This is a genomic window from Pedobacter insulae (genome assembly GCF_900113525.1).
Taxonomy (GTDB): Bacteria; Bacteroidota; Bacteroidia; order Sphingobacteriales; family Sphingobacteriaceae; genus Pedobacter; species Pedobacter insulae.
On the sequence record NZ_FOPP01000003.1, the window covers coordinates 297,474 to 314,102 of the forward strand.

General features: G+C 38.7%; 13 protein-coding genes. All 13 read right to left on the reverse strand.

What is annotated here, in order from left to right:
• Positions 1-87 precede the first annotated feature (87 nt).
• The 13 genes from ftsZ to mraZ all read right to left on the reverse strand — a co-directional run bounded on the left by ftsZ (position 88) and on the right by mraZ (position 16,185).
• Positions 88-1,734: a cell division protein FtsZ gene (ftsZ, locus tag BM207_RS06520; RefSeq protein WP_090992766.1), complete on the reverse strand. Its 1,647-nt coding sequence runs from the start codon at positions 1,732-1,734 to the stop codon at positions 88-90.
• 128 nt (positions 1,735-1,862) lie between these two features.
• The gene (gene ftsA / locus BM207_RS06525) at positions 1,863-3,218 is read right to left on the reverse strand and encodes a cell division protein FtsA (RefSeq protein WP_090992767.1); all 1,356 of its coding nucleotides are present in this window, start codon (positions 3,216-3,218) and stop codon (positions 1,863-1,865) included.
• 21 nt (positions 3,219-3,239) lie between these two features.
• Positions 3,240-4,277, reverse strand: a complete 1,038-nt coding sequence (locus BM207_RS06530) for a cell division protein FtsQ/DivIB (protein ID WP_177217071.1) — start codon at positions 4,275-4,277, stop codon at positions 3,240-3,242.
• The gene (gene murC, locus BM207_RS06535; RefSeq protein ID WP_090992768.1) at positions 4,270-5,622 is read right to left on the reverse strand and encodes a UDP-N-acetylmuramate--L-alanine ligase; all 1,353 of its coding nucleotides are present in this window, start codon (positions 5,620-5,622) and stop codon (positions 4,270-4,272) included. The genes BM207_RS06530 and murC overlap by 8 nt, the downstream gene beginning before the upstream one ends.
• A 142-nt stretch (positions 5,623-5,764) precedes the next feature.
• Positions 5,765-6,871, reverse strand: a complete 1,107-nt coding sequence (gene murG, locus BM207_RS06540; RefSeq protein ID WP_090992769.1) for an undecaprenyldiphospho-muramoylpentapeptide beta-N-acetylglucosaminyltransferase — start codon at positions 6,869-6,871, stop codon at positions 5,765-5,767.
• Between the two features lie 56 nt (positions 6,872-6,927).
• Complete coding sequence (locus tag BM207_RS06545) at positions 6,928-8,100, reverse strand: FtsW/RodA/SpoVE family cell cycle protein (RefSeq protein ID WP_090992770.1); 1,173 nt, start codon at positions 8,098-8,100, stop codon at positions 6,928-6,930.
• A 2-nt stretch (positions 8,101-8,102) separates the two neighbouring features.
• Complete coding sequence (gene murD, locus BM207_RS06550; protein WP_090992771.1) at positions 8,103-9,446, reverse strand: UDP-N-acetylmuramoyl-L-alanine--D-glutamate ligase; 1,344 nt, start codon at positions 9,444-9,446, stop codon at positions 8,103-8,105.
• A complete protein-coding gene (mraY, locus tag BM207_RS06555; RefSeq protein WP_090992772.1) occupies positions 9,446-10,693 on the reverse strand; it encodes a phospho-N-acetylmuramoyl-pentapeptide-transferase in 1,248 nt (415 codons plus the stop codon). The genes murD and mraY overlap by 1 nt, the downstream gene beginning before the upstream one ends.
• Positions 10,693-12,150, reverse strand: coding sequence for a UDP-N-acetylmuramoyl-L-alanyl-D-glutamate--2,6-diaminopimelate ligase (locus BM207_RS06560; protein WP_090992773.1), 1,458 nt, complete (start codon positions 12,148-12,150; stop codon positions 10,693-10,695). The genes mraY and BM207_RS06560 overlap by 1 nt, the downstream gene beginning before the upstream one ends.
• A gap of 160 nt (positions 12,151-12,310) precedes the next feature.
• Positions 12,311-14,416: a penicillin-binding protein gene (locus BM207_RS06565; RefSeq protein ID WP_090992774.1), complete on the reverse strand. Its 2,106-nt coding sequence runs from the start codon at positions 14,414-14,416 to the stop codon at positions 12,311-12,313.
• Positions 14,413-14,823 (reverse strand): FtsL-like putative cell division protein, encoded by a 411-nt coding sequence (locus tag BM207_RS06570; RefSeq protein ID WP_090992775.1) that lies wholly within the window; start codon positions 14,821-14,823, stop codon positions 14,413-14,415. Before BM207_RS06570 ends, BM207_RS06565 begins: the two co-directional genes overlap by 4 nt.
• Positions 14,820-15,725: a 16S rRNA (cytosine(1402)-N(4))-methyltransferase RsmH gene (gene rsmH, locus BM207_RS06575; RefSeq protein ID WP_090992963.1), complete on the reverse strand. Its 906-nt coding sequence runs from the start codon at positions 15,723-15,725 to the stop codon at positions 14,820-14,822. Before rsmH ends, BM207_RS06570 begins: the two co-directional genes overlap by 4 nt.
• Positions 15,715-16,185 carry a division/cell wall cluster transcriptional repressor MraZ gene (gene mraZ, locus BM207_RS06580; protein ID WP_090992776.1) on the reverse strand — a complete coding sequence of 157 codons (471 nt, stop codon included), beginning with the start codon at positions 16,183-16,185 and terminating at the stop codon, positions 15,715-15,717. The genes rsmH and mraZ overlap by 11 nt, the downstream gene beginning before the upstream one ends.
• Positions 16,186-16,629 lie beyond the last annotated feature (444 nt).

Below are 16,629 nucleotides of genomic sequence, written 5' to 3' on the forward strand. Positions count from 1 at the left end.
TAAAATAGGTATTTATCAAGGAATGGACTCCACAAAAAAGCCTTAACAATTTTCATTATCAAGGCTTAGTTTAGTTATTTAATCGTATTAATCAACATTATCATGTAAAAATGAATTATTTGGCCTTATTTCAGTTGCCCCCTCTTCGTCATTACTTAAGGTAAACCTTGATACTTGTGATTCAGATGAGTGTTGAATTTGCTGCAGTTGCATCTGCTTACGCTTATAGGCAGGCTCATTTTCCAGCTCTTGCAAACCATTTGTAGTTCGCAACTTCATGCTTAAATCTTTCAGCCTTAAAATACGCTCTTTCGATTTCCTTAATTGGTCTTCAATTGAATCATCATTTTTATCATCATCAGCTCCAACTTCTGCGACTTCATCAACTGGCGGCGCAGGAATATCTTCTTCAAAACTAAACTGGGCTACCGGAGTTTCGAATACAAAGTCAGTTTCAGAAACCTTTACCTCGAATTCAAAACCCGCTTCTTGTCTTTCTTCTGCAAGAGGAGCTTCTTCAGGGGCCAACTGATGTACAATTGTAAAATTCTCAGGCTCTTCCACCTGTTGGCTAGGTCGGTTTAAATTAAACAAATCGCCGAATAAATCCGATTGTTTAGGCTCCTCCTGAACTTTCAATACTGGTTCCGTATTAACTGGCTCAGGTTTTGTTTCTATGAACGAATTTACCGGTTCAATTGGTCTAACCAACGGAGCTTCGTCAGGTGTTAAAAGTGAGATCTTTTTAACATTCTCTTTATCTTTTGCTCTTTGTTCGGTAGTTTGGAAGCCTGTCGCAATAATCGTTACCGATAGCTTTTCCTCTAAACTCTCGTCAATACAGTTACCCCATATTAAGTCTGCCGACAAACCTGCTTTATCTTGGATAAAATCTGTGATAATAGTAACCTCATCCATGGTTACTTCTCGTAACCCAGAACTAATGTTCAATAAGATGTATCTGGCTCCTTCAATTTCATTATCTTTTAACAAAGGAGACGCTAAGGCACCCTCAACCGCTGCTAAAGCCCGGTTTTCTCCTTCAGCTGCATAACTACCCATAATAGATACACCGCTCTCTTTCATTACCGTGCGTACATCTTTAAAATCCACGTTAATGTATCCAGGCACAGTAATAATTTCGGCAATGCCTTTAGCGGCTGTGGTTAAAATATCATCTGCTTGCGCAAATGCAGAACCTAAAGTTAAGTTTCCAAAAATCTCTCTTAACCTATCGTTAGAAATTACAAGATAAGAATCAACATATTTCTTAAGTTCATCCAAACCATCGTCGGCCTGCATTTTACGGCGTTTGCCTTCAAAAGCAAAAGGAGTAGTGATAATGGCTACCGTTAAGATATCCATTTCCTTAGCTGCTTTTGCAATAATCGGGCTCGCTCCTGTACCTGTACCACCGCCCATTCCAGCCGTGATGAAAAGCATTTTTGTGGTGCTCCCCAACATCGCTTTAATGTCATCGATGTTTTCTATCGCTGAATTTTTACCTACTTCTGGAATTGAACCTGCACCCATTCCTTCGGTTAAGCTAGAACCCAGCTGAACCTTATTTGGGATAGGGCTAAACTCAAGTGCCTGTGCGTCGGTATTACAAATAATAAAGTCTACACCTGTAATTCCTTGACGGTACATATGGTTTACCGCATTACCTCCACCGCCTCCAACACCAATAACCTTGATGATTGACGACTTATCTTTTAACATTTCGAACTTCATATTGTTATGAATCAGTGGTTTAAAAATTGTATTTGCTGTTCATCTCTAGATGTAATATTAACACTTTTTTAACAGGCGTTTTCCACAAGTGTTAATAATGTGGAAAAATCATGTTTTGTGGAAAAAAACTATGGCTTAATATAATCTTCATCGCTAACATTCATATCATCTTTGATAAAATCTGTCGTTTTCTTTAACAGTTTATCAAACAACCCGCCTCTTTTTACTTTTTCTTTTGCTGCAGATGGGCTTTCTACAAAAACACCCGGTTGTTTCATCTCTTCTAACAACTCTTCAGCCTTTTGAATTCCTTTAATCAATAAACCAACGCTAGTAGCGTACATTGGGCTTTTTAGATCGTCGTAGATTGTTTTAGGCATATCTTCATATTTAGACAAATGCTCATTCGGATAACCTACTCTACAATCTAATCCTGTTACATACTCCACTAACTGGTTCAAGTGTTTTAATAACGCTCCGCCACCGGTAATTACTACGCCTCCTATCAATTTTTTTTCATAACCTGAAGATTTAATCTCATAGTAAACATGCTCAACTATCTCTTCCATACGGGCCTGGATTACATACGCTAAGTTCTTTACTGATATTTCTTTAGGCTCTCTACCACGAAGTCCGGGCACACAGATAATTTCATTCTCTTTGTTTTCTTCAGCTAACGCAGAACCAAAGCGGGTTTTTAATAGCTCTGCCTGATTGCGCATCACTGAACACCCTTCTCTAATATCTTCTGTAACACTATTTCCTCCAAACGGAATAACGGCGGTATGGCGAATAATTCCTTCGTGAAAAATCGCAATGTCGGTTGTACCACCACCAATATCTACTAAACAAACGCCCGCTTCTTTTTCTTCATCACTCAATACCGATTCAGAAGAGGCCAAGGGCTCTAAAATAAGCTCCTGAGTTTGTAAACCTGCATTGGTTACACAGCGCATAATATTTTTAACTGCAGTAACCTGACCAGAAATAATGTGGAAATTTGCTTCTAAACGAACACCTGCCATACCAATCGGATCCTTAATCCCAGGCTCATTATCTATTGTGAACTCTTGGGGCAATACATGGATAATCTCTTCTCCAGGGGGCATTACCAGTTTAAACATATCGTCCACTAACTTGTCGATATCTTTTTTACTGATCTCATTATTAAGCTCCCTTCTCGTCAAAATTCCACGATGTTGCAAGCTTTTAATGTGCTGGCCTGCAATTCCTACATTCACCACGCGGATTTCTACATTAGATTGTGCGCTCGCTAATTCAACAGCTGATGCAATACCCTGAACTGTCTTTTGAATATTAGAAACTACTCCACGGGTTACCCCTGCTGATTCTGCTTTTCCAATACCTAATACTTCGATTTTATCATGTTGTGTTCTGCGCCCAACAATAACACAAATCTTTGTAGTACCGATGTCTAATCCTACTACAATTGGAGATTGAATGGTAGATTTTTCTTTGCCCATAACTTTATTCTTTTGTTGCGTTTATTTATTGCTTTTCTTGGTATCTGTTTTTTCTTTTGTTGCTGCCCCAGCTTTTGTCTTTTCAGGGGCAGATTTATTAGGCGATCTGTAGAGTGAGGGATCTCGCACTATACTCCCTGCTTTCGTTTCTTTTGCGGCTACTTTTTCGCTTTCCTTTTTAATTTCTTCTTCAATTATATTCTTTACGGCTGAAGCCACTAATTGTTTCGCAACAGTGGCACTATCTGATTGCAGAACAGGTCTTTTTACTGCGGCTGAATCAATTCTGTTTTTTTCACAAACAATCTGATTCACATATTTAATATTAATAGTCTTATACGCATTCCATCCAACTTCTGGCATCGCTTGTTTATAAAAAGCAAGCAAATTATCCATTTTAGTTATTAGCGAATCAGCATTACCTAAAATAATCCGCTGTTTACCTACTCTTGGAATCAATTCCATATCCTTTTTATGATTTACATAAATCTGCTCAAACTGTGCATCCCATAAACTATCTTGTTTCATAAATAAGGCGGTCTTATACAAATCGGCAAGCAATGGTGTAATCAAAGTGTCTACCCTTCCCCCAAAACCTTCTAAAATATTTCCGGTAGCCACTAAAACATTGGCAGTAAAATTTGGAGATAATGGCATTTTCAGTCCCTCTCTATCTATATAATAATTTTGTCCGCCAGCATTGATTATCCTTAAAACAGGCTGTCTCTGTTTGATCTGAATTTGTATTACCCCATCCATATCAGCATAAACCTTTGCAAAGGCTATATAGGGATTTGCCTGGATCGTTTTTTCTATCTCATGTATATTGATATTTGCTAATTTTCTCCCCACCAATTCTCCTTGACTTTGTTTTAAAATAGCATCAATTTCTTCTCTTTCGATAAAGTTATCGACACCTGGGATTAGAATTTTTACGTTTGTGCATTTTAACTCCTGTTTTTTAACTCCGATAAAACTAAGCAACACCACTACTCCGCTTAAACAAACCGCCCAAGCAAACCCTTTAGCTATCGCTTTCCAATTTATACGCCTAAGCATTATTCAAAAGATTTTTTAAAGGTTCAACCAAGGTATCAATATCTCCTGCACCAACTGTTAAAAGTAGCTCAGGGTTTTTATTTTTTATCAATTCCAACACCGAATCTTTTCCACATAAAGTCACGTCTTTTAAACTCATCTGATTTCTCAATAATTCTGAGCTCACACCCTCAATAGGCAACTCTCTTGCAGGATAAATGTCTAATAAAATTAGTTCATCAGCAGTGCTCAGCACTTTAGCAAACTGATCTGCGAAATCTCTTGTCCTGGTAAAAAGGTGGGGTTGAAATATAACCGTCATCTTTTTATTTGGGTGTAATTGTCTAACGGCATCAAAACAGGCACTTAACTCTTCCGGATGATGCGCATAATCATCTATATAAATATGTTCATCATTATTTACCACTTTCTCAAACCTTCTTTTTACACCTTTGAAACTTGCAACCGCCTTTTTTATACTTTTTGCGCGTATACCTAAGCTCAACGCTACACCTATTGCTGCAACTGCATTTTCTACATTATGTTTGCCTGGCATGGCCAAGTTTAGCTCTTTAATACTTGTAAAACCATCTTCGAAATCGAAAACAAAATTTCCATTTTCAACGCGAATATTTTTCGCGTTGATCTGCGAATCCGAAGTCGCACTATAAGTAATCCCGTAGATTGGCAATCCTTCTTTAATAAACAACTTACCGTTTTCCTTTAGTTGATCAGCAAAAAGATGAAATGACTCATGTAAATGAAACTCGTCGCCATAAATATCTAAATGATCTGCATCCATGGAGGTAATTACTGCAATATCTGGATGAAGTGTTAAAAAAGAACGATCGTACTCATCTGCTTCTACAACCACCACGTTGTTTTTTCCAAATAGTACATTTGAATTATAATTACTTGTAATGCCACCTAAAAATGCCGTACAGCCAAAACCCGTATCGGTTAATATATGTGCCACCATTGATGAAGTGGTTGTTTTACCATGCGTGCCCGCCACCGCAATGCAAAACATACCTTTACTAATAATACCTAAAACTTCTGAACGCTTTTTCAAACTAAAACCATTGTTCTTGAAATGATTTAAGATTTGAGAATTCTTTGGAATTGCGGGTGTATAAACAACGAGGCTATCCTCATGATGCTCCATAAAAGAAACCGGAACCACCGATTCATCATCCAGATAAGAGATTAAAACACCTTCGTTCTCTAGCGCAATCGTTAAATTGGTTCGTGTTTTATCATAACCACAAACTACACATCCGCGCTTAGCAAAATAACGGGCAAGCGCACTCATGCCGATACCACCAATACCTACAAAATACACTCTGTTTATTTTACTTAATTCCATTTACTTTTCTTTTTAAACGCAAAGAGCGCAGAGAGTTTCGCAGAGAGCGAAAAGGCAGGTTACCATCCTTTCTTTGCTTCTCGTTTCTTGCTTCTAGTTCCATGTTCTTTGCTCTTTCTACTTTTAACTTGCTACTTTTAATTTAATTTTTAACCAATTTTAATACTTCTTCTGCTATCATAATATCGGCATCTTTTAATGCCATTTTACCAATATTCTCACTTAAGGTTTTACAGCGGGCAGTTTCTTTTAATAGTTTCAATGCCTCTAAAACCAACGTATCTTCAGCAATGCGATCATTGATCAGTACCGCTGCATCATTTTTCACCAAAGCCATTGCATTTTTTGTTTGATGATCTTCGGCTACATTTGGAGACGGAACCAAAATGACTGGTTTTTTGATCAGGCAAAGCTCTGCAATGGTGCCTGCTCCAGCTCTTGAGATAATTAAATCTGCCGCAGCATAGGCCAGGTCCATTCTATTCAAGAACTCGAGGATGCGAACACTAGGATGAAAATTCACACCCAAGCGTTCCGTAATTCCTTTATAATAAAATTTACCTGTTTGCCATATTACCTGGACATCTTCATCAATAAATCTCTGTATATGTTTCTCGACACTTTTATTTAAAGTACCGGCACCCAGGCTTCCGCCAGTAACTAAAATCGTTTTCTTAAGCGGATCTACGCTTAGCAGTTCGGCGCCCTGATGATGTTTATCCTGTATAGCTACAACATCCTTTCTTACTGGATTGCCTGTTTTAAGAATAGCTTTGGCAGGAAAAAACTGATCCATGTCATCAAAAGCAACGCATATTTTCGCCGCCTTTTTTCCCAGCCACTTATTTGTAATCCCTGCATACGAATTTTGCTCTTGGATTAAATAAGGGATTCCTTTTAAAGACGCAGCATATAGCAACGGTCCGGAAGCATAACCTCCTACTCCTACTACTACATTTGGTTTAAAATCTTCAATCAGCTTCATGGCCTTTCTAACGCTTGAGAGCACCTTAAATGGTAGCCCCAAATTTTTAAGGATCGATCCTCTTTGTAATCCACTAATATTTAAACCCACAATTCTATATCCGGCAGCCGGAACCTTTTCCATCTCCATTCTGCCTTCGGCCCCAACAAACAATAGTTCACAATTAGGAACTAATCTTTTTAGGGCATTGGCGATAGCAATGGCGGGAAATATATGCCCGCCTGTGCCACCACCTGATATGATAATTTTTGGGAAATTATTCATCTTGTTTTTTTGTTTTATTGCTTCGTCATACTTCCTCGTAATGACGAAAATCTCTCCTAAGCCATTGCCGGTATTTCACCAACAATCACTTTGTCTTTTTTTGTACTATGTTCTTCTACATCTCTGCTCACACTCAAAATAATTCCAAATGCTATACTGGTAAAAATCATAGATGTTCCACCCATACTCACCAATGGCAATGGAACTCCCGTTACCGGACCCAACCCAACTGCAACCGCCATATGGGCGAAAGCTTGAATAGTTAAACTAAAACTCAAGCCCGCTGCCAGCAACGCCCCAAATGCTTTCGGGCTCCGGGTCACGATCCTCACGCATCGATATAATAAAACCAGATATAAAACCACGATAACCAGTCCGCCCACGGTTCCATATTCCTCAATTATTATGGCAAAAATAAAATCAGAATATGGGTGTGGCAGGTAATTTCTTTCCGTACTATTTCCAGGACCTTTTCCAAACAAGCCTCCCGTTGCCAATGCAATTTTTGCATGGTCTGCCTGGTAGGTCTTATCAGAATTTTGCCTTTCGGGATGCATAAACGTATCTATCCGAGAGCGCCATGTACCAGCTCTTTCAACCGTTAAAAAGAGCACAAACATCATTACTATACCTCCAACACAAACAATCGCAATTTGTTTAATACTTACGCGCCCAACTATGAGCAATAAAATACTTACCCCAAACAGCATGAGGCCGGTCGACATATTTGCTTTAGCGATTAAGCCAAATACGATTACCACAGATCCCATAATTGGCAAGAATGAGTTCTTTACATCTTTAATATTTTCCTGCTTTTTGGTTAGCATCCTTGCTAAAAATGTAATCAATGCTAGCTTGGCTAAATCCGAAGTTTGGAAAGTTAGGCCAATCACAGGTATTTTAACCCAGCGAGAGGCTTCATTCAAATTTGCTCCAAAAATCAAGGTATATATTAATAAGGGAATGGTGATGATCATCAATATCTTAGACACTCCAGCATAATACTTATAATCGAGCAAATGCGAGATATAAATCATTCCAATTCCCAAAAGCACAAAAATACCATGTTTCGTAAGCCACAACCACTCAACGGTTTTACCACTTTTATAGGCCAAAATTCCGGTTGCACTATAGACGGCCATGATAGAAATCATAGATAATATAATGATGATCAACCAAATCCAGCGATCTCCTTTTGTTCTCTCTAAAAGTGCCTTAACGTCAAACATATTTATAATTCTTTAACTGCAGCCTTAAACTGATTTCCTCTATCCTCGTAATTTTTAAACAAATCGAAACTGGCACAGGCTGGCGACAGCAATACGGTACTTCCTTTTTTTGCCAGGTGATAAGCAACTTGTACCGCTTCATGAGCGGAAAAAGTATTTACGATAATATCCACATCGTCTTCAAAAGCTTCATGAATACGCTTATTATCCTTCCCGAGACACACAATCGCCTTTACTTTGCTGCGTACTAAATCTTTAAGCATCCCATAATCGTTACCTTTATCAACACCTCCTAGAATTAAAACTACTTCCGAACCCACACTTTCTAGTGCATACCAGGTCGAATTTACATTAGTGGCTTTTGAATCGTTGATGTAGGTTACATCCGAAATCTTTGCTACAAACTCCAACCGGTGCTCAATATTTTTGAAATCTCCCATACTTTCACGAATGGTTTCATTGCGCAACTCTAATACCTTGGCTACGATGCCAGAAGCCATTGAATTGTAAATGTTGTGCTTTCCTTGTAAGGCTAATTCTGAAATTGACATAGTTAATGGTTCTTTTGGGTTAGTGTTGATGTGTATGGTTTGATCTTCTAGATAAGCGCCTTGTGGCAGACTTGTATGTATAGAGAATGGATACTGCTTTGGTATAAGTGTAATTTCCTTCAAGCATCTTTGTGTTTCTTCATCGTCTGCACAATAAACAAATACATCGTCGGCTGTTTGATTTTGAATAATCCGCATTTTTGAAGCGGCATATTTTTCTATTTTGTATTCATATCGATCTAAGTGATCAGGCGTAATATTTAGCAACACTGCGATGTCTGCTTTGAATTCGAACATATCATCCAGCATAAAGCTCGATATTTCAAGCACATACCAATCGAATTCCGCTGTTGCTACCTGAGCAGCAAAGCTTTGTCCGATGTTACCCCCCAATCCAACCCTCATTCCAGCATTTTTCAATATGTGGTACGTTAGCATGGTGGTGGTCGACTTACCATTTGACCCAGTAATGCAGATCGTTTTGGCCTTAGTATAGCGCTTTGCAAATTCAATTTCGGATATTACGGGTATTCCTTTTTTGCTAATTTCTTTGACAATTGGAGCTGTACTCTGTATACCGGGGCTCTTGATGACTTCTGTTGCATTTAAAATTTGGTCTGACGAGTGTTGTTTTTCTTCAAATTCAACTCCCATCTCTGCTAGTTTCGTTTTATAACGACCGGCGATTGTACCAAAATCTGACACGAAGACTTCAAACCCCTGCTTTTTAGCAAGCATTGCCGCTCCTACTCCACTTTCTCCAGCACCTAGAATAACCAATCTCTTCTGCTCCATTATCTTAATTTTAGGGTTACAAAAGTGATAACGGCAAGCATGATACCTATAATCCAAAAACGTGTTACGATTTTGGCCTCATGGTATCCTTTTTTCTGGTAGTGGTGATGTAGCGGAGACATTAAAAAAATGCGTCTGCCTTCGCCAAAGCGTTTTTTAGTGTATTTGAAATACGAAACTTGCAAAGTCACCGACAACACTTCAACCAGAAACACACCGCAAAGTATCGGTATCAAAAGCTCTTTTCGGATCATGATCGCAAAAACAGCAATGATACCACCAATGGTTAAACTTCCCGTATCGCCCATAAAAATTTGGGCTGGATAGGAATTATACCATAAAAATCCAACACAAGCGCCCACAAATGCGCTCGCAAAAATTATCAGCTCACCCGAATTTGGGATGTACATTATATTCAGATAATCAGCAATAACAGTATTTCCTGAAACATAAGCTAAAATACCGAGGGTAATTCCAATGATCGCAGAGGTGCCTGTCGCCAGCCCATCGATCCCATCTGTTAAATTAGCTCCATTTGAAACGGCAGTAACGATGGTAATCACGAAAAACAAGAATACTATAACAGCATATTTCTGATAATCCTTACCCAAAAACTTAAGTACCTTTGCATAGTCGAACTCGTTGTTCTTGTAAAAAGGAACATTAGTAATGGTCGACTTTACATCTTGGGTATAATAATAGCTCTCTGCCTTTTTTCTTAAAACCATCGGAGCCGAACTCTTCGAGATTGCAGTTTCATCAACCGTTTGCCTAACCACAATATTAGGGTGATAGAACATCGTTAAACCCACTATAATAGCCAACCCTACTTGGCCAACAATTTTAAATCTTCCCGCTAAGCCTTCCTTATTTTTCCTAAAAACCTTGATATAATCATCAACGAATCCAATTACCCCCATCCATATGGTGGTAATGATCATCAGTATTACATAAATATTGGCAATATTGGCAAAAAGCAAGGTTGGAACAAGAATACCTAACAAAATCATTATCCCTCCCATTGTCGGGGTACCCTGTTTCTGCATCTGACCTTCCAATCCAAGGTTCCTTACCGTTTCGCCAACTTGCTTACGGTGTAAATAATCAATGATGCGGCGCCCATAAACTGTAGTGATAAATAACGACAAGATAATCGATAACGAAGAGCGGAACGTAAGGTATTGGAACAACCTTAACCCAGGAAAATCATAGTGCTTATGCAGGTATTCAAATAATAAATATAACATTAGCTTAGTAGGTTTAATTGTTCGATTAACACTTCTTTATCATCAAAATGCAGTCTTACGGCATTGATTTCTTGGTATTTCTCATGGCCTTTGCCCGCAAGCAGAATTATATCCCCTGCTTTGGCAATATGGCACGCTGTTTTAATGGCCTCCTTACGGTCTAAAATTGAAATTACTTTACGTTGGTTAGTCGGCGAAACACCTTTTTCCATTTCTGCTATAATCGAGCTAGGATTTTCTGTTCTCGGATTGTCGGATGTGAGAATTACTTTATCACTCCAATCACATGCTACGCGCGCCATTATTGGTCTTTTAGTTTTATCTCTATCTCCACCACAACCAATCACGGTAATTACTTGTTCCGTGCCCTTTCTAATATTGGTAATTGTGCTGAGAACATTTTGAACTGCATCTGGGGTATGGGCATAATCTACAATACCAACAATTCCTTGTTTTGAAACTGTGTAATCAAATCTACCTTCTGCTCCCTTTAAACTACTCAAAATAGTTAGTACCTTTAATTTATCCTGCTCCAACAACATCGCTGTAGCGTAGGCGGCAAGTAAATTATAGGCGTTAAATGAGCCTACCATTTTAAAGAAAACATCCGTTTGATCTACCAGTAAGTTTAAACCGCTAAACTTGTTTTCGATTATCTTTGCATTGAAATCACCCATCTGCTTTAATGCGTAGGTCTTTTTATAGGCATGCGTATTTTGCAGCATCACCATCCCGTTTTTATCGTCGATATTGGTTAATGCAAATGCTGTTTTAGGAAGCGTATCGAAAAACTCTTTTTTAGCTTTTAGATAATTATCGAACGTTAAATGAAAGTCTAAATGGTCATGGGTTATGTTCGAAAAAACTCCACCTGTAAAAAACAGTCCCGAAATACGGTGTTGTGCTACGGCATGGGAACTTACTTCCATGAAGCAATATTCACAATCCGCTTCAACCATTTGGCGTAACAAGGCGTTTAAAGCTATAGGATTCGGCGTGGTGTGTGTAGCGGGTATAATTTCTTCGTTGATATGATTTTGGACTGTTGAAATTAAGCCAACATTGAAATCAAGTTTTCTAAATAACTGGAAAAGCAATGTTGCAATAGTCGTTTTACCATTTGTACCAGTAATCCCTATCAATTTAAGTTGCGAAGATGGATTTCCATGAAAATTACTCGCCACAATGCCCAGTGCAACTGCCGAATTTTCTACCTGTACAAAAGTAACATTGGCGGGTATCGTATCAGGAAGTAACTCACAAACAATAACATTGGCGCCAGCGTCAATTGTTTGCGCAATGTATTGGTGACCATCCGTTTGCACACCTTTTACAGCAAAAAATAAGGTGTTAACCTTAACAGTCCGCGAATCAAAAGTAATAGAATCCACTATACAATCGGTTTTACCAACAATATGTTTAATAGCTACACCATATAGTAAATCTTGCAAATTCATTAGTTCGTGTTTGGATGTTTGGTTCTTTAGTTAGTTGGTTTTTTTGAATGTTTAGTTTTTTGGTTTTCTATTTTTTTGGTTGGCTATTTAGGCCTTTGTTATTACTTTATTTCATTTTATGTTGATCATTCCGTCATTGCGAGCGTAGCGAAGCAATCTCCTACTGCAACTCAATTTGCACTAAAGCTCCTTTATGCACTTTGGTTCCCGCCTGTATCGATTGAAGAACTACTTTTCCACTACCACTAACTTTTGTCTTTAACCCAGCATTCCCCAATAAATACATTGCATCTTTTAATCCCATCCCACTCACGTTTGGCATAACACCTCTTACCGGAATATTTTCTTGAAAAACAACCCCATTGCTTGTATCAACTGTATGGAAATAATCTGATTTAGCTGCGTAAAGCGTTTTTATCCCAAAGGCACTATAAACCTTACGCGTTGCCTTACTGTGCCCAGCTTTTGCTTCAGGTATTTGTGTATTGCCAATTTTATTTGTTTTAACCTGGCTATACATTTCATTATCTGAGGCATAAATACGATCAGCAATTTTTCTAAAAACAGGACCCGAAACCAAGGCCCCATAATATTCGTTCTTAGGGTCATTAATTACCACAATCATGGAGTACTTTGGTTTTTCAGCCGGAAAATACCCTACAAAAGATGCCTGATATTGCTTTTTGGCTTTGTAACCTAAGTTATCATCGGCTACCTGTGCCGTTCCAGTTTTACCAGCAATTTTATACAATGGATTATGTACGGTTTGTCTTCCGCTACCCTCTGTTACCACACCCTCAAGCATACTTTTTATTTTACTCAAAGTAACATCGGAACAAATTTTCTCATTAATTACCCTAGCCTTAAACTGCTCTATTGGATTGCCTAAGCGTCTAATTTCTTTTACAAAAATGGGAGCGACCATCTTTCCGTCGTTCGCTACAGCATTGTAAAGCGTTAGCATTTTTAAGGGAGTTAATTGCATTTCATAACCATAGGCCATTTGAGGCAAGGTTAAAAATTTATGCCAGCTCTTGTTTGTTTTTGGACTTTTTACGGCAGGTTGAGCTTCGCCCTCAATTTGAAGCTGCATCTTTTCGTTTAAGTGCCAATTGTACAAATGATCTGTAAATTTTGATTGGTTGTCGCCATAGTTACTATTTACCAAATAGGCAATCGCCGCATTCGATGATTGCTCGAAAGCTCTTTTGACAGTCACTCTTCCAATACTCCCATGAGAATCTCTGATAATATGTCTGCTACCCGGTACAGGATAATTCCCTGTTTCTACCATGGTATTGGTGTCAATTAATTTATCCTCCAAAAGCGCCATGTACGATGCCAGTTTAAATGTAGAACCTGGGTCTTGATTTCCCGCGATCGCATAGTTTAACTGTTCCTTATAAACGCCCTCTTCTACCTTGGTAAAGTTAGCAATAGCTCTTACCTCCCCAGAGGCAACGTCCATTACAATCACCGCACCATGATGTGCTTTACTTTTAATTAACCCTTCTTCCAATGCGCTCTGGGCAACATCCTGCATTTTAATATCAATAGTGGAAATGATATCTGCCCCATCTCTTGGTGCAATTTCTGCCTCATTATTTACAGGCCTCCAAACACCACCCGACATTCTTTCCATCAGCTGCTTTCCGCTTTCTCCATTGATGTATTCGCCATAGGCACCTTCCAGTCCAACCGGATTTTTAACATTTTCATTTGCATAACCAATAGTTCTAGCTGCTAATGATTTGAATGGGAGGATTCTCTTATTTTTCTGAATGGCCACTAAGCCCCCGTGTTTCCCAACATTGTATAAGGGAAAAGTTCTAACTATTTTTAAATCCTGATAGGAAACCTTGCGTTTAATTAACGCATATCTGGAACGATTTTCTCTAGCTTTTCTTAAAAACCGGGAATAATCCTTCGCACTTTTGTCCTTAAAAAATGCAGCTAATTTCATGGCTAGCGAATCTACTTTCGAATAAAAAACCTCTTTATCCTCTATTCCACCAGCAAGCATATCCATACGCAATTCATACTCAGGCACAGAAGTAGCGAGCAAACTCCCGTCATTGGAATAGATATTTCCTCTTGCAGCCGCAATATCAAACTCCTTTACGGAGAGACTATCGGCCATTGCACGCCATTTTGCTCCATTGACAAACTGAACATCGCCCAACTTTAACAATACAGCAAACGCAAGCAGTACGATCAGGCCAAAAGCCAAATACACTCTTAATAATATGTTCGCTCTAATGTTCATCTATTCACTACTATTTTCTTGGGAGGTTCAACTAACTCTTTAATCCCCAACGTATCTACTTTTTTTGCTACTTCGGTAAGTTTGCTCTTAAACATCAAATCCGCTTTGAGCGACTTAAACTCCCAGCTCAACTCCGTAACTTCCTTACTTAATTTATCTATTTTTCGAATGTTGGTTACCGCCATATGACTATTACCAATATAAATCATAACCAAAACACAGATAAAAATCAAAAATGGAAGCATTTCCGTAGCAACTTCCTTGCTTACTACGCCCTCATTGAAAAACTTTCTTAAGAACACCATCATGCTTCCTTCAGGACTTTCTGGCTTCTGCTCTTCTTGTTCTTCAGCCTCCCGTAATTCAGCTTCCCTTTCCTCTATTTTCTTCTTGAATTGGTTATTCATAACTTTTCTCCAATCCTTAATTTTGCACTTCTAGCCCTGCTATTTTTGGCTAATTCATCAGTGTCAGCAATAATTGCTTTTCGGTTGATAGCCTGCAACGGCTTTTGCTCATTTCCGAAAAAATCCTTTTCAACTTCACCTCTAAATTTTCCTTTTGCCAAAAAATTCTTCACCGGACGATCCTCTAACGAATGGTAGGACATAACCACCAGCCGGCCTCCCGGATTTAGCACATCTGCCGTTTGTGTTAAAAAATCTTCTAAAACAGCTATCTCCGCATTAACTTCAATACGTAACGCCTGAAAAACCTGCGCCATATATTTATTTTCCTTACCTTTTGGAATATGAGCTGCGATAACCTTTTTGAAATCTGCCAGAGTCAAAATCGGTTTTTCCATGCGAGATGTTGCTACCGTTTTAGCTAAGGATTTGGCATTTTTAACCTCTCCATAAATTCCAAAAATTTTATGCAATTTATCCTCTGCGTAGGTATTCAGCACCACAGCAGCAGTTAACGGACGTTGTTTATCCATCCTCATATCCAAATCTGCTTCAAACCTAGTCGAAAAACCTCTCGCTGGCTCATTAAACTGATGAGAGGAAACTCCTAGATCAGCCAAAATTCCGTCCACTTTTTGATAACCTAACAAGCGGAGGTTGTTTTTAAGGTAACCGAAGTTCTGATCTACAAAAATGAAACGTGGATCCTCTATTTTATTTTGCTGTGCATCTGGATCCTGATCAAAAGCGATCAGCACACCATCTTTTCCCAAACAATCAAGAATTGCTCTCGAGTGTCCCCCTCCACCAAACGTCACATCAACATATACACCCGCAGGCTTAATCGCTAAAGCTTCGATACACTCTTTTAACATCACCGGTACATGGTAATTATGCTCCATCCTCATCCCTCCTATTTTTACCACCCATTACTTCTTCCGCAAGATTTGCAAAATTTTCAGGCTCATTATCCAATAAACTGTCGTAAGCAGCTTTCGACCAAACTTCGATTTTATCAAATTGACAAGCTAAAACCACTTCGCCTTCAATACCCGCAAACTCCATTAAAGACTTTGGCAACAAAACCCGCCCGGCCGCATCTACATTTAACTCGGTAGCACCACGCGTAAAAAAACGAATAAACTCCCTTGTTTTCTTCTCGTACTGATTTAACTTACTTAATTCGGATACGATGCCTTCCCAAACTTTTTTAGGATAAATAACCAGGTGTTTCTCGAAACCACGGTTGATGACAAGACCATCAGCCTCCACATTAGGCAATTGTTTTTTCAGACTCGAAGGCACCATCAGGCGTCCCTTCGCATCTAACTTACAATCAAATTCTCCTAATAGCTGTATCATTTTACCACCTACACAATTTATGTAGTGTAAAAATAAATACTTCTACCACAATTTACCACTTCTTACCACAAAAAAGTTTTCAACATCCGATAAATGCCTTTACGCTTCTCTTTTTTGGCATTTTTAGCTGATTCAGAGTAGCATATAAAATTAAATTGTAGTCAGTTTCTTGATGTTTTTGCTTATTTTTACCCTACATTAAAGGATTAGGATTGCTTTATTTTCACTTTTGGCGGCGCAAACTGCCCGGTAGAAATAAAATATTTCAAATTTTAAAGTCAATAAGCCTTACGCATTAAGAGTTTAAGATCTGTTCGACTGTCGTCTATAACCGCTCGCAAGAAAGCCTGCATAAGTTGTGCCATAGCGCTGGATTCACTGTGCATCTAGGCACGGCTTATGCACAGCCAATGCACGGCTGATGCACGGCTAACGCACGGCTGT